Source organism: Kriegella aquimaris (genome assembly GCF_900103215.1).
In the GTDB taxonomy this organism is placed as follows: Bacteria; Bacteroidota; Bacteroidia; order Flavobacteriales; family Flavobacteriaceae; genus Kriegella; species Kriegella aquimaris.
Window position 1 is genome coordinate 18,182 of sequence record NZ_FNGV01000012.1, and the last position, 18,267, is coordinate 36,448.

The window sequence follows — 18,267 nt, forward strand, 5'->3', positions numbered from 1 at the left end:
GACAGTCTATTACACAAACCTTCTTCAAAAAGGGGAACGGTCGACTACTATTCACGTAATTATAAGACAATTCAGTATTATTAGCAGACTTCTAAGAGTATTGTCAATTTTTAATGAAATTAACTATTTATCTTTGAGTAATAGTTCATATTATTGAACAATTTCATAAATTGAAAGGTTATTAGCAAAATTCCCTATTTTCATCAATTGGATGAAATAATGAAGAAGATAAATAAATGAAAAAGGATAATTTTAAAGAAGTCCGGTGGCTAACCCTTGTAATGGTTATTTTGTTTATTAGCTCATGTCAATCGCCTGACAAAGTTGATTTCAGTACACAGATAAAGCCCATTCTTAACAAAAACTGCATTACCTGCCATGGTGGCGTCAAAAAAAATGCGGGGTTTAGCCTTCTTTTCGAAGAGGAAGCATTTGCAGACACCGAGTCGGGCAAGCCGGCAATTATTCCTGGAGATGCGGCAGGAAGTGAGTTTATCAAAAGACTGCACGAAGAAGATCCCGAATTACGCATGCCCTATGAAAAGCCAAAATTATCTGATGAAGATATTGACCTGTTGACCCGTTGGATAGACCAAGGAGCGGAATGGGGCGAGCATTGGGCCTATTCATTACCAGAGAAAGTTGAAATTCCGACGATAACCGATCAGGCTGGCTTTTCGCCAACGGAATCATCATCTTTCTTAAGAAACGGAATCGATAATTTCGTACTGACCCGATTAGAAAGTGAGCAGTTGGCGCCAAATCCTCCGGCAGAAAACAATATCCTTGTCAGAAGATTGGCATTAGATATTACAGGGCTACCCCCTACCCCACAAATGCTCAATGATTTCAATAAAGGAAACATCTCTTATGAAACCATGGTAGACAGTCTTTTGTCACTAAATACCTACGGAGAAAAATGGGCTACTTGGTGGCTCGACTTAGCGCGCTACGCAGATTCAAAAGGATATGAAAAAGATATGGGGCGATCCATATGGAAATATCGTGATTGGGTAATCAAAACTTTTAATAAAGATCTTCCCTATGATCAATTTACTACAGAACAATTGGCCGGCGACCTATTGCCCCAACCCTCGACCGATCAACTGATAGCGACCGCTTTTCACCGGAACACAATGAACAACGATGAAGGTGGCACCGACGACGAAGAGTATCGCGTCGCTACTGTTATTGATCGGATCAATACGACTTTTGAAGTTTGGCAAAGTACGACCATTGGGTGCGTGCAATGCCATAGTCACCCTTATGACCCCTTTAAACACGAAGAGTATTTTAAACTTATGGCTTTCTTCAATAATGCAAGGGACGAAGATACGCCTGACGAATCTCCAATTTTAAAATTCTACAATAAAGAACAGCAACAAAAGGTTGACCAAGTTTTAGATTGGGTAAGCAAAAATGGTGATGAGAAATCTCTATCTGTGTATAAGAATTTTATGCAGTTTACCGAACCTGTTTATAAATCGCACATTCTTGAGGAAATCACAAATGGCGCCTATGACGACCATGCATCGGTTGTACTATGGGACAAGGGCAACTGCATTTTAAGAAATGCCTACACCAATAATGCGGGCTATGTGTATCTCAAATATCGGTCGCATTATGATGGTACGATAATGACCATCCGTGAAGACGATGCCAACGGACCTGTTTTGGGGAAGTTTACAATTAACAAATCTCAAGGTTACAGCACTTCACAATTCCCTTTGAACAGAATAGACAAAACAACCGATATATATATTGAGACCAATAATCCTAAAGCTGCCAAGGAGGCCAATATCATGAATCTCTATTGGATTACCTTTTTACCCGATATGCCCGGTCAGGATAAAGATGGGTGGAAAGCGGTAAACCGTAGTTTTATGGAGACCTTGAATGCCGAGACACCTTCGGTTCCCATTGTAGCGGAGAACCCTGATTACATGAAGCGAACAACGCAGGTTTTTGACCGAGGAAGCTGGTTATCGAAAACAGATACGGTAGAACCCGCAACACCTCAAACCTTAAATGCTTGGAATGACAAATGGCCAAAAGATCGATTAGGACTTTCAAAATGGATTGTAGATAAAAAGAATCCGCTGACCGCACGAACTTTGGTGAACAGAGTTTGGCATCAAATCTATGGCAGAGGTCTAGTATCAACCATTGAAGATATTGGTTCCCAATCGGAAGCACCGTCTCATCCCGCTTTGTTAGATTGGCTTTCCCTCCGTTTTATGAACGAGCATAATTGGAGTATAAAGGCGTTGGTAAAAGAAATAGTGATGTCGGGAACCTATCGCCAGAATTCCGAAAGCACTCCCGAGATGTACCAAACCGATCCTCATAACGAATTGTTAGCCAGAGGTCCGAGAATTCGTTTAGGTGCTGAACAAATACGTGATCAAGCATTGGCCGTTTCGGGACTTCTAAGTGACAAAATGTACGGACCAGGTGTAATGCCCCCTCAACCCGATGGCGTATGGCAAACGGTATACAATGGCGCACAATGGGAAGAAAGTAAAGGTGAAGATCGATACAGAAGAGGCGTTTATACCTATTTAAAACGTACTAGTCCCTATCCATCTTTTTTGACTTTTGATGCCGGTAGTCGAGAGGTCTGTACCATTCGAAGAACAGTGACCAACACTCCTTTGCAAGCATTGGTTACGCTCAATGACCCCGTTTATCTAGAAGCATCGTACCATTTGGCCAAAAACACCCAAACTGTAGATGACATAGACAAGAGCATTACCGACAGTTACGAAAGGGCCACTTATACCCAGATAACGCCAGCGACCTTGAAAACACTTCGGTCGCTATATGAGGAGTCGTTGAAGGAGTTTAAACGAAATTCCGGGTCTGCGGAATTATACCTTCACTTCGAAACAAAACCTAGCCCTGAATTAAGCGCTTTGACGATTGTCGCCAATGCGATTATGAATTTAGACGAATTTTTAACCAAGGCCTAATGAAAGACGTAATAGAAAAATTGATTCAAGAAAAACTGGCTCGGGAAGTAGAAGCAAAGACCCGCAGGCATTTTATTAAAAGTTGTGCCCAAGGAATGGGAGGCCTCGCCCTAAGTTCAATTTTTATGGGATGTGATCCCCTTGGTAAGCCAGCAGAAAAGAAACTAACCGCTTTCTCTGAACGTGATTTAAATCCGTTGGCTACGCTCGCACCTCCTTATGCCCCGAAAGTTAAATCGGTCATTTATCTTCATATGGCCGGAGCACCTTCGCAATTAGAAATGTTTGATTACAAACCGGCATTGCATAAATTGGACGGACAAGACTGTCCCCAATCCTTGCTAGAAGGAAAAAAATTCGCCTTCATTAAAGGCACACCCAAATTAATGGGTCCTCAGGCTGAGTTTTCACAAGAAGGAGAATCGGGCAACTGGGTCTCCGACTTTATGCCACATTTCAAAAAGATAATAGACGACGTAGCCTTTCTAAAAGCAGTAAATACAGATCAGTTCAATCACGGCCCCGCCCAGTTGTTTATGCATACTGGAAGTCCCCGATTGGGTCGTCCCAGCATTGGGGCCTGGGCCACATACGGTTTGGGCTCCGTAAATCAAAACCTACCAGGTTTCGTCGTATTGACCTCGGGCGGAAATACCCCTGATGCAGGAAAGAGTGTTTGGGGAAGTGGTTTCTTACCCTCCGTCTATCAAGGAGTTCAGTGTCGTTCCAAAGGCGATCCTGTACTTTACATCGAAGATCCCGAAGGAGTTACTCGTGATTTAAAAAAGAGCACCATAGAGGCAATAAATAAAATCAACAAAGACGAGTATGCCAAATATGCCGATCCTGAAATCTTGGCACGTATTAACCAATATGAGATGGCCTACCGCATGCAAATTGCGGTGCCCGAAGTCATGAATATTAATGACGAACCCGAGAATGTAAAACAAATGTATGGCGTTGAGCCTGGCAAGGAATCCTTTGCCAACAACTGTTTATTGGCCCGTAAACTGGTTGAAGATGGTGTTCGTTTTGTCCAACTTTTCGATTGGGGCTGGGATACCCACGGCAACATTCGTGCGGGATCCGTTGATTTAGGGCTCAGAAACAAATGTCGTGAAATTGATCGCCCGATTGCAGCTTTGGTTTTAGATTTAAAACAACGCGGCTTGCTTGATGACACTTTGATTGTCTGGGGCGGGGAATTTGGTAGAACACCCATGCAAGAAAACAGGGGCAATAAAAAAATGGCCTACAAAGGTCGTGATCATCACGGCGATGCTTTTACCATGTGGATGGCCGGTGGCGGCATTAAAAAAGGTGCTTCCCATGGGCAAACCGACGACATTGGATTTTCAGGGGTAGAAGGCCGGGTGTCTGTTCATGATGTTCATGCCACTATTCTTCATCTACTCGGTTTTGATCATGAGCAATTTACTTTTGATTTTCAGGGAAGACCTTTTCGATTGACAGATGTTGAAGGCGATATTATAAAAGAAATACTGGCATAAATCTCCAAAGCTCAAAAGGCAAATACTTAAAATTAACCAACCGATTTACCACTCAATGAGATTATTTTATACGCTGATTTTATTCATAACCACACCTTCCGCCTCTTCGCGAAAACAACAAGAACCCCAGGGGCCATTTGTTTTGAACACGGCATTTGGGCCACCAAGCAATGTACCCACGTTATCTCATACACAAATTTCGGTGGCCGACCAAAGCAAGGCCAATGTCCTTATCATTAAGGCGCTAAAGCGAATGAACATTGAATAAAAGCAACTTTTTATGGACGTTTTAAAACAACTTTTGGGGCGCCTGCACCCTCTTCTTGTTCATTTACCTATTGGTTTTATCATCTTAGGGTTACTGTTACAATGGCATGATCGCAAAAAAAGGGAGTACCGTTTCGTAATCGGATTCATATTTATGTGGGGCGCTATAGCTGCAGTCTTGGCTTGTATTACCGGATACTTACAGTATCTGGGTGAGGGATATGGTTTCGATACAATCAAATTTCATCTTTGGTCAGGTATAGCCACGGCGGTCTTCTGTCTCTTGATGTATTTACGTCTACGGGAACCTCGAAAAATAACCATCTTCAAAAGCATGCCTCTGGTCTATTTTTCGATAGTGTTATTGGCCATGATTTCCTTAACAGGGCATTTGGGCGGCAATATCACCCATGGGGAAGGGTATTTGACCGAACCGCTACCAAATTCGATAAAATCTACATTGGGCATAACGGCCTTCCAAGAAAAAGAAATCGCATTGAACGAAGAGAATTGGCAAGAAGCACAATTCTATACTGATATAATTGACCCTATTTTAAACAATAAATGTGCAAGTTGTCACAATCGTAAAAAAGCCAAGGGCGAACTTGAACTGCATTCTAAGGAAGGAATTTTAGAGGGAGGTGAAAACGGACCGGTCATCGAAACAAATAATTCAGGGGATAGTCCGCTTTATGCTCGGCTAATACTACCAAAAGACGATGAGGATCATATGCCCCCAAAAGAGAAGACCCAACCAACCAAAGAAGAAATAACATTGGTCAAAACATGGATCGACCTAGGCAATCCCTTTGAAGGTTCCATTGGTGAATTGGGCCTTGAGAAAAACTTGTTCCTCTCTTTTTTTCCGCAGAAACATGATTATGATTATCCAGATATAGAAATCGTTGCCGCTGCTCAAGACAGCGTTAACGTTATCAAATCAGAAGGCATACACGTGCAGAATATTAGCAAGGTCTCTAACTTTCTTCAAGTAACCTGCATCAACAAACCTTCATTTGGCGATACGGATTTTCACCTATTAAAACCGATCAGTCAACAAATTGCTATTTTAGACCTCGGGGGAACCCAAGTGACCGATGCCATTTTTAAAAAATTGGCCACACTTAAAAACCTGACTATTCTGAAATTAGACAATACAGCAATAACCGGTGCAAATATTGAACAATTGGCCCAGCTAGAAAATTTAAAATCAATCAATCTGGCGGCTACAAAATTTGAAGAAACCCAACTTGAAAAATTTGCTCAGTTCAAGAAATTGCAGGCCGTTTACCTGTTCAACAGCGGTTTACAAAAATCTGGAATTCAAAGTCTCAACAATGGTAAAATTAACATTGATTATGGCAATTACGAATTGCCGCCTATTCCATCGGACTCTATAATTTATTAATTTTCAGAACCAGAAGAAAAAACATAGATTAGAGGCACCAACCAAAACAAATGAATATTAGCAAAAAACTGGGACTGTTCATAGGCCCGATCCTTTTTCTCATTATCGTCAACCTGCCTTCACCTCTCATTTCCGAGATAGGCGATTCAGTAATTGCAGTTGCCTTATGGATGGTCATTTGGTGGATTACCGAAGCCGTATCCATTTCGGTTACCGCCCTATTGCCTATAATTTTGTTTCCCATACTAAATGTAATGACCGCGGCAGATGTTGGTGCCAATTACGGCAGTCCGATAATTTTTCTCTTTTTTGGTGGCTTTGTGCTTGCCTTGGCATTGGAAAAAGTAAACCTTCACAAACGTATTGCCCTGAATATCATAAAAATAACGGGAACAACACCGAATAAGGTTGTTTTAGGCTTTATGATAGCAACGGCATCATTGAGCATGTGGATCAGCAACACGGCCAGCACGGTAGTTATGCTTCCGATAGCTATGTCGGTCATCGGACTCTTGATCAACGATGCTGATGGTTTTACAAAAGACGACCGTAACTTTGCCTTAAGCGTAATGCTGGGTATTGCCTTTGCGGCAAATGCCGGTGGAATAGCAACGGTCATCGGCACCCCTCCAAATTCAGTCATGATCGGTCTTTTAGAAAACGAATACCAAATTGAAATCTCCTTTCTAAAATGGATGATTATCGGTCTGCCGTTCTCTATCGTCATGATAGCCATTATCTATTTCGTAATGGTCAAATGGATGTTTCCGAACAAACAACTTAAATTCACTGCCTCAAAAGAAGTCATTACCGACGAGCTTCATAAACTAGGCCCCATGAGCGGTAAAGAAAAAATGGTACTTGTAATTTTCGGAGTGACCGTTTTTCTATGGATCTTCAGAACCCTGATCAACAAAATTTTTCCTTCATTGGAACTCACCGACACCATCATAAGTATGTTCGCCGCAATTGCGCTTTTCGCACTGCCCTATAATATCAAAAAAGGCGATTTTATTATTCACTGGAAAGATACCCAAAAACTTGCATGGGGTATTTTAATCTTGTTCGGGGGAGGACTTGCGCTTGCTAAAGGAATGTCGGTCAGTGGTATAGTCGATTTGGTAGCCAATGCCATTGCTGCTAGCGACATCAGTGTTTTGATTACCGCCATTCTTCTTATATTTTTAATGCTCTTCATGACCGAATTGATGAGCAATGTCGCACTGATCGCCGTTTTAGCGCCCGTGGTCGCCGGTATAGCCATCGGTCTCGAAATACCGATTCTCTATTTATTGATTCCTGTGACCATGGCAAGTAGCTGTGCCTTTATGCTCCCCATGGCCACTCCACCCAATGCGATTGTCTTTGCCAGCGGCTATATAAAAGTATACGAAATGGCAAGAGTGGGTATCATACTAAACCTCATCGCGGTAGCACTACTCATACTTATGTTCAAGTTTATTATTCCATTAGTATTCTAACACTTCTGAATCAATAAATTTAATTTCAAAAAAAAAAGCCTTCGTTATTCACGAAGGCTTATCAGTTGTAAGTTAAAAAAGACTTATCTAGCGAACGCATCAAAGCCTTTTGGCAGATAGGTAGCAGTTTCTAAATCTAAACTAACGTTGTCATTTGGATCAAGGTAATTAATGCTTTCTACATCCGAAGGATAAGCATATGCATTGAAATCCAATGGCAAATTTGTTTGAGAACCATTCAAGTCAATCTCGTCGTTCTCAATATATTTCAAACCTTCTATATTAAAATAGAATTTGTAAGGGTCAAATCCTTCAGGTAAATAATCCGCAGTATCAAAACCCAATTCAATTTCGGGCTCTTCCTCCATATAGACAATACTATTGATATCAAATCTACCTTCTGTTTTCGGATTGCTTGCCAACATCCCGTTGACAATAAATAATCCAAATACGATACTTAATGTTAAAGTCCTTTTAATCATAACGCTTGTAGGTTAATTTATAAGCAAAGATATAACAGGGGTTTTCGACTAATATTGCATTTTCTTATTACTGGATTAAAGTGCAAAAATGCCCAAAACGAAACATTGGCAATATCTGCGTGTAAAAATTGTCAACTTCCTATTTTAACAAATAGTTCTTTAACGTCCTGACACTTTTTCAATGCTTTTTTTACGACAAAAAATTGAAGATTTTTAATGTTAAAATTGAGTTAATCGACTCCGAGTCGAATAATAACGTCGTAAACCTACCTTTCATCGATTCAACAAAACACTAAAATCAACCATTTCATAAGGCTATCCAACCAGAATTAAAGTGAAAATGGTGATAAATTGACTTGGCACAATGGGTAATTAGTACCCATAGAAAAAGCCACCTACATAGGTAGATGGCTTTTACCAAGCTAATTCAAATCTTTTCATGAAGATTCTCTACCTATAAGACTGTAGAAAACTATAAATGTTACATCATACCATCCGTCATTTCAAAAATCTGTTTATTTTTCGGTACTTTGAAACTTCAATAAACTAAATCAAAAAATGAGTAAACCATTACTTCTCAAAATCTTTATTGCGCTTGTATTATTAGGTTCCCATACGGGGGAAGCCCAGATTTTCAAAAAGAAAGAAACTAAAACATCGGAAGACTCCCCTAAAAAGGAAAAAATCAAACCGTATGACAAGGTGATCACAAAAACGGCCAAAACCGATAAAGGTCTTTTTGATGTTCATATCGTTGACGACAAGTACTTTTATGAAATACCCGATACGCTATTCAATAAGGAAATGTTGATGGTCAGCCGCATTTCCAAGACTGCATCGGGGCTAGGATTTGGTGGAGGAAAAATAAACACTAAAGTGTTACGCTGGGAAAAGAAAGCAAAACAAGTACTGCTAAGGGTTGTCAGCTATAACATTATCGCCGCTGATTCGCTCCCAGTTCATGAAGCTGTGCTGAATTCCAATTTTGAACCGGTATTGTACGCTTTTGACATCAAGGCCTTCAAAAAAGATAGTGTCTCATCGTCAACTGTAATCGAAGTCGACCCGTTATTTTCAAAAGATGCACCCGCCCTGGGTTTACCAGAAGCATATCGTGAAAGATATAAAGTATCAAAATTGGACGAAAGCCGTAGCTATATCGAATCTTTAAAAAGTTATCCTTTAAATGTAGAAGCCAGAAGTGTAAAAACCTATATCGCCAAAAAACCTCCCAGCAATGGCAGCCTAGGATCGATATCGGTTGAAATTAACAACTCTATGGTGTTGCTACCTAACGAACCGATGAAGCGTCGCTATTTTGATGAACGCGTAGGATGGTTCGCAAGAGGCCAGACCGATTATGGTCTTGATGTTCAAGAAAGTAAGACAATAAAATTTTTAGACCGATGGCGACTTGAGGTCAAAGAGGAAGATGTTGAAAAATACAATCGTGGTGAATTGGTAGAACCTAAGAAACCGATTGTTTACTACGTCGATAGGGCCACACCCAAAAAATGGATTTCTTATATCAAACAAGGTATCGAAGACTGGCAAACCGCTTTTGAAGAGGCGGGTTTTAAAAATGCCATCATTGCTAAAGAGCCCCCTACAGTACAGGAAGACCCAGAATGGTCTCCCGAAGATGTGCGTTATTCCGTGGTACGTTATTTGGCTTCCCCCATACCCAATGCCAACGGCCCACATGTTAGCGACCCTAGAAGTGGTGAAATTTTAGAATCCGATATCAACTGGTATCATAATGTAATGACCTTGTTGCGCAATTGGTTCTTTGTACAGACTGCGGCCATTAATCCTGATGCCCGAAGTCTATCTTTCAAAGATGAAGTGATGGGTCGATTAATACGTTTCGTTTCCTCGCATGAAGTCGGGCACACTTTAGGTTTACCACATAATATGGGAAGCAGTGTTGCTTACCCCGTAGATTCATTACGCTCGGCGACCTTTACAAAAAAGTATGGTACAGCTCCCTCTATTATGGATTATGCACGCTTTAATTATGTGGCGCAACCCGAAGATGGTGATGTAGCCTTGATGCCAGATATCGGTATCTATGACAAATATGCCATTCGTTGGGGCTATAAACCTATACTTCACAAAACACCTGAAGAAGAAAAACAGATTTTAGACGAATGGATTTTAGAACATGCAGGTGACCCCCTATATCGTTTTGGTCATCAACAAATGGGCGAGGTTATCGACCCTAGTTCACAAACTGAAGATTTGGGGGATGACGCCATAAAAGCCAGTGATTACGGCATACGAAACTTGAAACGTATTATGCCTGAATTGTTGGCATGGACCGCAGAAAAAGGAAAGAACTATGATGATGTCAAAAAACTATATGGTCAAGTAATTGCCCAATTCAGCAGGTATATGGGTCATGTGTCAAATAATATTGGAGGCGTATATGAACACCATAAAACGTACGACCAAGAAGGTGCGGTGTACACCCCGGTAGCTAGGGATCATCAGAAAAACTGCCTACTTTTTGTTCAAGAACAATTGTTCACAACGCCAGAATGGCTAATTGATGAAAACTTGTTTAATAAAATACAATACTCCGGTGCCATAGAAACCATTCGAAAAATGCAGGTAACCACACTAAACAACATTTTGAGTTTGGGAAAATTACAACGCATTATCGAAAACGAAACCATTAATGAAAGTAATGCCTATCTATTGCTTGATATGATGACCGACCTAAGAACCGGACTTTGGTCTGAACTTCGAAGCGGACAAGAAATCAATACCTATCGTAGAAATCTCCAAAAAGCATATATTGATAGATTGCATTATCTTATGACTGTCGGAAACGAAAACAAAAGGCCTGATTTCGGTGGATACCAAAAATCTACCGCCGTGAACACAAATCAATCGGATATTCGATCCGTAGCCAGAGCTGAACTTGCTGGTTTAAACAATCTCATTAAAAGAGCCATACCCAAGACATCTGATGCTATGAGCCTTTATCATCTACAAGATATCACAGCACGAATAGCCTTAATTTTAGAACCGAATTAGTTAATGACCCCACACAAGGAAAGACACAAAATCCGATGAACGGTAAAAATAGCCGATGAAACAAACAATTAAACCACATTTTTTCTACTTTTGACAACACTAAGGAGGGCATTTCACAACAATTCGCTTTTTTCAGCCTGTGCATTGCCTATCTTAGCTGAAGAATATTAAAAACCCCGAATCATGTCAGATAAAGTAAAAAGTCTTTTATATTTCGTTTGTTTTGTAGCTGCATTTGTTTTGTATTCTAATGTTGAAGATGAAACCACGGAAGCGAATTATTCGGAAGCCACAGAATTAGCCAAAACTAATTCAAATCAAATTTCTTCTACAGACCTACCTTTGGAGCAAATAAAATAAAAAATTACCAAACCTATCTTTATATAGTAAAAGGCGTGGATTATAATCCACGCCTTTTCTTTTTCCACTATTTCAAAAAGCGATTCGGTTAAAATAATCACAAAACAAAGGCTGTCTTTAAACCTTTGGGATAACCTCCTGTCTTACCTACAATATCATTAAAATAAAAAAATATGAAAAATGTAGCACTAGTAGTATTGCTATTGGTCGGTATGACGGCCATGGCGCAAAAAGGTAAAGGCAATCACCGAGGGGCAATGAAAGATTTGACCCCGGAACAAGTAGCAACCCTACAAACAAAACAAATGACCTTGGCCCTAGATCTCTCGCAAGCCCAGCAATCGAAGATTCAAGCAGTGAATTTGGAGAATGCAGAGCTTAGGAAAACAAAAATGGAAGAAAGAAAGGCGGCGAAAAAAGAGGGCGATGCCAAGAGGCCTACTTCTGAAGAACGTTATGCAATGAAAAGTGAAATGTTAGATCATCAAATTGCTCAAAAAGCAGAAATGAAAAAAATACTTTCTGAAGACCAATTTGAAAAATGGACAAAGATGAAGCATAGCAAACGAAACCATCATCGCGGCGATAAGGACAGACAACGCGCTAGAAAGTAAATAGCACTAAAAAGAAGGGTCAACTCTAAAAGGTTGACCCTTCTTTTTGTTTAAAAACTGTTCTAAAACCACCTTAAATGGCAAGATTCATTTCATTGATTTGTAAAGTTCAAAATCTCGCTCCGTTAATCAAGCTATTAATTCCATTTCCTTAATTGAATATTTAAGGGCATCTTTTTCGTCGACTATGTATCTTTAGGTCTCAGATTGGACCTATATTTCACCATGACGAATAGCAATAAAGAATTTAGTTTAGATAGGCGTAAGTTCATACAATCTTCATTGATCGGAGGAATTTCAATTTCTTTCCTTCCATTTTTCAATAGCTGCGAGCAAGAGACTTTGAATTATGAACTAGCATTAGACGCTCCCACAAAACTGTTTGATGGTAAAAGGTGTTGGACCCACCCACGTGCAGGTATAATACCTGGAATGGGAACCAATGGAAACCCTTCAGTGGTGATGACCATGAATAATCTTGATTTGGCGGGTAGTGACGTTTTTTACGGAATGTTCGAGCTGCACACCGAAGACTTGTCAAAAAATTGGTCCGCCCCAAAGGAATTAAAAGCATTGGCCCCAAGATTCGAAACCATTGATGGCATCGAACGACCGGTAGCGCTAAGTGATTTCTGGCCCAAATGGCACGTTGCGTCAAAAACCCTATTGGGCACCGGGCATACCGTAGTTTATACTCCCGATTGGAAGGTTTCCAATCCACGACCTAGACATACGGGATACGCTACTTATGATGTGCAAACAAAAAGATGGAATGATTGGCAAAAATTTGAAATGCCCAAGGGCGATAAATTTTTCAATGCCGGGGCAGGGTGCGTTCAGCGCTATGACCTCAAAGATGGTAAAATATTGCTCCCAATATATTTTAGTCCCAAAGGTAAAAATGCAAGAGTTACCATCTGTGAATGTTCCTTTGACGGAAAGAAACTGGAATATCTTTCGCATGGCACCGAACTTGATATAGATGATAAAACGCGTGGTTTGGGAGAACCTTCTTTGACAAAATTCAATGACACCTATTTTTTGACCATTCGGAATGATAAAAAAGGCTATGTGGCACGAAGCAAGGATGGATTGAACTTTGATGAATACCAACCATGGACATTTGATGATGGAACAGAACTTGGCAGCTATAATACCCAGCAGCATTGGCTAACGCATAGTGAAGCACTGTTTTTGGTATACACTCGAAAAGGTGCGAACAACGACCATATCTTTAGACATCGGGCACCACTTTTCATGGCCGAGGTCGACCCCGAACGATTATGTGTGATTCGGGATACCGAACAAATTCTTGTTCCTGAAAGAGGGGCTCGTTTAGGGAATTTCGGAGTCACCGATATATCTCCCTATGAAACATGGGTAACGGTGTCTGAGTGGATGCAGCCGGAAGGCGTTGAGAAGTACGGTAGTGATGGCAGTGTGTTTGTAGCAAAGGTTAAATGGAACAAAAAAAATAAACTTTTTTCACAAACATAGAATCACGCTAAAAGAACATCATGCACTTATTGACGCTATTGGAACAAGTGATCAATTGATACATATATCGTTGGCTGTTCTAGTTCAAGGACAAAAGGAAGGTGATTCCCAAATAAACAATACAATGAAAATCTTTTTTCGGATATTTATACTATGCTTCACGTTAACATGTGCTGCACAAACCAACGTTATTCTCGATACGGATATTGATTCTGATGTAGACGATGTTCAGGCGTTGGCCATGCTTCATTCCTATCAAAAATCAGGAATCATAGATTTGCTCGGTGTCGTTGTTACAAGTTCCGATTCCTATTCATACCAATGTGTTGATGCCATAAATACTTTTTACCAACGACCCGACATACCTATTGGATTTTTAAAACAGCAAGAAACACTTGACAATTTATCAAAATATACAAAACAGGTCAGTGCAGCCTTTCCGCACGACCTAACTTCTATTACTCAAACGACCGAATCTGCCCGCGTATATAGAAAACTCTTGATGGAAAGTGAGGACAATTCAGTCGTCATTGTTACAATCGGTCACTTGACCAGTCTTCAAAATTTACTACAGTCAGAAGGTGACGATATCTCACAATTGACGGGAAAAGAATTAGTCGAAAAAAAAGTAAAAAAGTGGTTGTGTATGGGAGGTACATATCCTGAAGGAAAGGAAGCCAATTTTTATCGGCCAGATCCTGCTTCAACGATATATTGCTTAGAAAACTGGAATAAAGAGGTTGTTTTCTGTGGATGGGAAGTAGGTAATCAAATCCTTACCGGTGGAGCATATCTTAAATTCCGATTGAACAAACACAACCCCGTTTACCTTGGATACGAGTTGTACAATAATTTTGCTGGACGACCTGCATGGGATCAGGTTGCAATAATGCTTCTAGATGAAGCTAAGATTTCGCTCTATTTTGACATCAACCACAATGGTTATGTATCGGTGCATGAAGATGGCAGCAACCAATGGAACTCGGACAAGCATTTACCAAATAAGCATCATGCCATCGTTTCGATCAAAGAGAATGTCGACCCTAATGCCATTGCCCGAACTATGGACAACCTTATGCTTAATGTAAAACTCCATTAATTGTTCGAAACCTCAAATCAAAAATTGGCTCAAAATCTCATCTATAAATACTAGAACGTCAAACTATCCAGCGCGGCAATGGTTTCATCCAAATCGCCATAACTAAGGGCATCGTTCAGAAAATAACTTTCAAAAGCACTAGGTGGTAGATAAATTCCTTTATCCAACATTCCATGAAAATATTTTTTAAAATGCGCATTGTTTCCTTTGGCCGAGCTTTCAAAATCAACTACCGGAGTATCTGTAAAATGTAATGATATCATTGACCCGTAACGATTGATTTGATAGGGTATGCCCTTATTTTTAAGCACGTTATCAAAGCCTTCATGTAAATGCTCGGTCTTATCTGCCAAGCTTTCAAAAACCTCGGGATGTTTTTCCAGTTCGGTCAACATGGCCAAACCTGCACTCATAGCCAAGGGATTTCCACTCAATGTTCCCGCCTGGTATACAGGACCTTCAGGAGCCAAATGCGACATAATCTCTTCCCTTGCAGCAAAAGCCCCTACAGGCAATCCGCCACCAATAACCTTACCGAACATCACAATATCTGCATTGATGTCCAAGGCTTCCTGAGCTCCTCCTTTGCCCAAACGGAACCCTGTCATCACCTCATCGAATAGCAATAAAATACCTTCTTGATCGCAGATATCCCGAAGTCCGGCCATAAATCCTTCCTGTGGAACAATACACCCCATGTTTCCGGCTATAGGTTCAATAATAATAGCGGCTATCTCATCTGTGTTCGCTGTCACCAAAGCCCTGACACTTTCCAAGTCGTTATACTTTGCCAAAAGGGTATCTTTAGCGGTACCCTGTGTCACCCCGGGACTGTTTGGACTTCCAAAAGTTACCGCTCCACTCCCCGCTTGAATCAAAAACGAATCGGAATGGCCGTGGTAACAACCAGCAAATTTGATAATCTTGTCCTTGCCCGTGTATCCTCGCGCCAATCGAACAGCACTCATACAAGCCTCGGTTCCACTATTTACGAAACGTATCTTATCAATATTGGGCACCATTGAAACGGCGAGCTTAGCCAATTCTGTCTCAATTTCCGTTGGCATGCCAAATGAGGTTCCCTTTTTAGCCTTTTCAATGACAGCATTGATTACGGGGGCATGGGCATGACCCAAAATAAGTGGACCCCAAGAGGCGATATAGTCGATAAACCGATTTCCGTCTTCATCATAAAAATAGGCTCCTTTGGCCTCTTTTACGAAAATTGGATCACCCCCGACGGCTTTGAAAGCTCTAACAGGCGAATTTACGCCACCTGGAATATATTTCTTGGCCTCTACAAATAAGGCGCTACTTCTTTGATATCGCATAAAAAACTAGTTATAAGATTCGGTCTTCACGGTAAGTTTCTGACCAATTGAAATTGTGTTTCCCATCATGTAGTTCCAGCGTTTAAGCTGATCGACAGAAACTCGGTATCGTTTAGACAATGAATAGAGCGTATCACCCTGTTTTACTACGTGTACCATGTTTTGGTGTGCTGCAATTTTAGAATCTCTCGTTGCAACTTCGTGCTTTCGGCCATACCCTTGTTTTACTATCGCTTTGTCGTATTTCCCCAAATCATACCGCTCGATAAGCTCGATCAATTTATGGGGATATCGTTTGTCGGTAGCGTATCCTGCCTGTCGCAAGCCTTTTGCCCATCCCCTATAATCATCGGTACGTAAATCGAATAAAAAAGCATAACGCGAGCGTGTGGTTAGAAAAAGACTGTGATCCCGATAAGAGTACATGGGGTGATTGTACTTACGAAAACACTCACCCTTTTCGTCATCGTCGTGGTGATCAAAATCACCCTGCCATCCGGTGTGGCATTTGATTCCAAAATGGTTGTTGGTCTTCACCGCCAAGGCCCCTTTTCCGAAACCGCTCTCTAACATACCTTGAGCAAGGGTAATACTGGCTGGTATTCCATAAGCTTTCATCTCGAATTGGGCAATTTCAGCGAAGGTCTCAATATATTGGTCGACTGTAGCTATTGGAAATTTTTCAAATCTTCCGTTATCTTCAGGAAAAGGATAATCGGTATTTTGGTTTGTCGATTTGGCAGGAGGTTTAGAGACCACGGCAGGAGTCGATTTTTTATGCGACTTGGCATAAGCCGTCTTTTTTTTCGCTTTACAGCCTATCAAGAAGATTCCTAAAACTAGCGCAACTATTAATTTATTAGTCATACGGCAATCAATGGTAAATTTTTCTTTTGCAAAACTGCGTTCATTCCCGAAATACCTTGTAACCCTCCTGTGTGAATAACCAAGATTTTAGTTCCTGCTACAAAATAGTCGTTTGTAATCATATCAAACAGACCGAACAACATCTTTCCTGTATAGACGGGATCTAATAGAATATGGGTATTCCGTTTGAAATCATTGATGAAACTAATGAGTTCCCGTGATACCTTGGCATATCCCCCAAAATGATACTCCGTTTGCAAAGTCCAATTTTCTTTATGTACAAATTTACGAATATCTTCGTTTAAAAAGTCGCCTTTTAGCGCCGGGAAGCCCAAAACTTGCTGTTTAGGACTTGAGGCCCTGATAATTCCCGATAGCGTACCGCCCGTACCCACAGCGCAACAAACGTAGTTAAAGGAAGCGTCCTGAGGGGTCAAAATTTCTTCACACCCGCGTATTGCCAAGCTGTTCGTACCCCCTTCCGGCAAGAGATAATATTGTCCAAATTCTTCTTTAAGCGAGCTCAAAACTTCTAGCTTTTCTTTGTTGCGATAAGTTTCCCTATCCACAAATTTAAACTGCATACCATGTGCACTTGCTAATTTCAGGGTTGGATTTTCAGTCCACTTTTCAACAAGTTCTTCTCCACGAATAACACCAACTGTCTTAATACCACTCAACTTTCCCGCATAGGCCGTAGCCGCAATATGGTTGGAATAAGCCCCGCCGAAAGTTAATAACGTATTGAACCCCTGCGACTTGGCCGCAATGATATTATACTTTAATTTTCGATACTTGTTACCTGAAATAAAAGGATGTATCAAGTCTTCCCGTTTTATAGAAAGGGATACTTGTTTTTCTTTGAGAAGAGGAAGGTGAATGGGTTGATTTTCAATCTCCAATGCGACTATTTTTCATCGCCAAAGATATTTAATAAAGCTGAACATATTCCGTTCGTTTAAATAATCAAGGTTCTTTTCATTGTCGTAGGCCTCCCGCTCAAAACTAACGTTTTGGTAGCCTTTGTATCTATCCATATAAAAAATGGATTTCAAAATCCACTCTATTATATAAAAGACATAAAAGGGAACGATTAAAAGTTCTCGCTGTTGTCTCAGATGAATTTTCTCATGGTTGATGAGCACTATATCTTCTTTGAGCGCGTCGTTCTTTAGAAAAATGAAAGGCCATAATGAAAGGCCAACATAATTTTTATAAAAGAAATGTTTAAAGACTAAAATCATAATCCAGCTTTTAAACGAGTGTTCACAAATTTAGTTACAAACAGACGTTGCAAATATAAGTAACCAATTTTTTTACCAACAATTGTCTTAAA

At 40.5% G+C, this 18,267-nt stretch carries 15 protein-coding genes; 10 read left to right on the forward strand and 5 right to left on the reverse strand.

Annotation, left to right across the window (positions count from 1 at the left end; translation table 11 throughout):
* Positions 1-236: 236 nt before the first annotated feature.
* From BLS33_RS18680 to BLS33_RS18700, 5 genes are read left to right on the forward strand one after another with little or no spacing between them, the layout of a single operon-like run.
* Positions 237-2,972, forward strand: coding sequence for a DUF1553 domain-containing protein (locus tag BLS33_RS18680; RefSeq protein ID WP_089893248.1), 2,736 nt, complete (start codon positions 237-239; stop codon positions 2,970-2,972).
* Positions 2,972-4,483 carry a DUF1501 domain-containing protein gene (locus BLS33_RS18685; RefSeq protein WP_089893251.1) on the forward strand — a complete coding sequence of 504 codons (1,512 nt, stop codon included), beginning with the start codon at positions 2,972-2,974 and terminating at the stop codon, positions 4,481-4,483. Before BLS33_RS18680 ends, BLS33_RS18685 begins: the two co-directional genes overlap by 1 nt.
* 55 nt (positions 4,484-4,538) lie before the next feature.
* Positions 4,539-4,751 carry a hypothetical protein gene (locus tag BLS33_RS18690; protein WP_089893254.1) on the forward strand — a complete coding sequence of 71 codons (213 nt, stop codon included), beginning with the start codon at positions 4,539-4,541 and terminating at the stop codon, positions 4,749-4,751.
* Positions 4,752-4,763: 12 nt separating this feature from the next.
* Entirely contained in the window at positions 4,764-6,158 is a 1,395-nt protein-coding gene (locus BLS33_RS18695) for a c-type cytochrome domain-containing protein (protein ID WP_089893257.1), read from the forward strand.
* Between the two features lie 50 nt (positions 6,159-6,208).
* Positions 6,209-7,639: an SLC13 family permease gene (locus BLS33_RS18700; RefSeq protein ID WP_089893260.1), complete on the forward strand. Its 1,431-nt coding sequence runs from the start codon at positions 6,209-6,211 to the stop codon at positions 7,637-7,639.
* Positions 7,640-7,722: 83 nt separating this feature from the next.
* Here the strand turns inward: BLS33_RS18700 and BLS33_RS18705 are convergent, their stop codons facing one another.
* Positions 7,723-8,121, reverse strand: coding sequence for a hypothetical protein (locus tag BLS33_RS18705; RefSeq protein ID WP_143017643.1), 399 nt, complete (start codon positions 8,119-8,121; stop codon positions 7,723-7,725).
* Between the two features lie 558 nt (positions 8,122-8,679).
* On the opposite strand from BLS33_RS18705, the gene BLS33_RS18710 reads away from it, so the two are divergent.
* From BLS33_RS18710 to BLS33_RS18725, 5 genes are all read left to right on the forward strand, one after another.
* Positions 8,680-11,163: a zinc-dependent metalloprotease gene (locus BLS33_RS18710; protein ID WP_089893264.1), complete on the forward strand. Its 2,484-nt coding sequence runs from the start codon at positions 8,680-8,682 to the stop codon at positions 11,161-11,163.
* A gap of 183 nt (positions 11,164-11,346) precedes the next feature.
* The gene (locus tag BLS33_RS24920; RefSeq protein ID WP_176801446.1) at positions 11,347-11,523 is read left to right on the forward strand and encodes a hypothetical protein; all 177 of its coding nucleotides are present in this window, start codon (positions 11,347-11,349) and stop codon (positions 11,521-11,523) included.
* Between the two features lie 173 nt (positions 11,524-11,696).
* Positions 11,697-12,137, forward strand: coding sequence for a DUF4890 domain-containing protein (locus tag BLS33_RS18715; RefSeq protein ID WP_089893267.1), 441 nt, complete (start codon positions 11,697-11,699; stop codon positions 12,135-12,137).
* Between the two features lie 225 nt (positions 12,138-12,362).
* On the forward strand, positions 12,363-13,634 hold the full coding sequence (locus BLS33_RS18720; RefSeq protein ID WP_089893270.1) for a sialidase: 1,272 nt from the start codon (positions 12,363-12,365) through the stop codon (positions 13,632-13,634).
* A 124-nt stretch (positions 13,635-13,758) separates the two neighbouring features.
* Positions 13,759-14,733: a nucleoside hydrolase gene (locus BLS33_RS18725; protein WP_143017644.1), complete on the forward strand. Its 975-nt coding sequence runs from the start codon at positions 13,759-13,761 to the stop codon at positions 14,731-14,733.
* Positions 14,734-14,783: 50 nt separating this feature from the next.
* Here BLS33_RS18725 and hemL read toward each other — a convergent pair whose 3' ends face one another.
* Genes hemL through BLS33_RS18745 form a run of 4 tightly spaced genes read right to left on the reverse strand, consistent with a single transcriptional unit; the run spans position 14,784 to position 18,175 of the window.
* Positions 14,784-16,064 (reverse strand): glutamate-1-semialdehyde 2,1-aminomutase, encoded by a 1,281-nt coding sequence (gene hemL, locus BLS33_RS18730; protein WP_089893275.1) that lies wholly within the window; start codon positions 16,062-16,064, stop codon positions 14,784-14,786.
* Between the two features lie 6 nt (positions 16,065-16,070).
* Entirely contained in the window at positions 16,071-16,931 is an 861-nt protein-coding gene (locus BLS33_RS18735; protein ID WP_089893278.1) for a glucosaminidase domain-containing protein, read from the reverse strand.
* Complete coding sequence (locus BLS33_RS18740; protein WP_089893280.1) at positions 16,928-17,833, reverse strand: 1-aminocyclopropane-1-carboxylate deaminase/D-cysteine desulfhydrase; 906 nt, start codon at positions 17,831-17,833, stop codon at positions 16,928-16,930. Before BLS33_RS18740 ends, BLS33_RS18735 begins: the two co-directional genes overlap by 4 nt.
* Positions 17,834-17,845: 12 nt before the next feature.
* Complete coding sequence (locus tag BLS33_RS18745; RefSeq protein WP_089893282.1) at positions 17,846-18,175, reverse strand: hypothetical protein; 330 nt, start codon at positions 18,173-18,175, stop codon at positions 17,846-17,848.
* Between the last annotated feature and the right edge of the window lie 92 nt (positions 18,176-18,267).

Bases quoted from the DNA above. Each gene is read 5' to 3' on its own strand.
- BLS33_RS24920 (WP_176801446.1), top strand. From the start codon at position 11,347: ATGTCAGATAAAGTAAAAAGTCTTTTATATTTCGTTTGTTTTGTAGCT.
- BLS33_RS18710 (WP_089893264.1), top strand. From the start codon at position 8,680: ATGAGTAAACCATTACTTCTCAAAATCTTTATTGCGCTTGTATTATTA.
- BLS33_RS18745 (WP_089893282.1), bottom strand. From the start codon at position 18,175: ATGATTTTAGTCTTTAAACATTTCTTTTATAAAAATTATGTTGGCCTT.
- BLS33_RS18700 (WP_089893260.1), top strand. From the start codon at position 6,209: ATGAATATTAGCAAAAAACTGGGACTGTTCATAGGCCCGATCCTTTTT.
- BLS33_RS18690 (WP_089893254.1), top strand. From the start codon at position 4,539: ATGAGATTATTTTATACGCTGATTTTATTCATAACCACACCTTCCGCC.
- BLS33_RS18705 (WP_143017643.1), bottom strand. From the start codon at position 8,121: ATGATTAAAAGGACTTTAACATTAAGTATCGTATTTGGATTATTTATT.
- hemL (WP_089893275.1), bottom strand. From the start codon at position 16,064: ATGCGATATCAAAGAAGTAGCGCCTTATTTGTAGAGGCCAAGAAATAT.
- BLS33_RS18725 (WP_143017644.1), top strand. From the start codon at position 13,759: ATGAAAATCTTTTTTCGGATATTTATACTATGCTTCACGTTAACATGT.
- BLS33_RS18680 (WP_089893248.1), top strand. From the start codon at position 237: ATGAAAAAGGATAATTTTAAAGAAGTCCGGTGGCTAACCCTTGTAATG.
- BLS33_RS18695 (WP_089893257.1), top strand. From the start codon at position 4,764: ATGGACGTTTTAAAACAACTTTTGGGGCGCCTGCACCCTCTTCTTGTT.
- BLS33_RS18715 (WP_089893267.1), top strand. From the start codon at position 11,697: ATGAAAAATGTAGCACTAGTAGTATTGCTATTGGTCGGTATGACGGCC.
- BLS33_RS18720 (WP_089893270.1), top strand. From the start codon at position 12,363: ATGACGAATAGCAATAAAGAATTTAGTTTAGATAGGCGTAAGTTCATA.
- BLS33_RS18685 (WP_089893251.1), top strand. From the start codon at position 2,972: ATGAAAGACGTAATAGAAAAATTGATTCAAGAAAAACTGGCTCGGGAA.
- BLS33_RS18735 (WP_089893278.1), bottom strand. From the start codon at position 16,931: ATGACTAATAAATTAATAGTTGCGCTAGTTTTAGGAATCTTCTTGATA.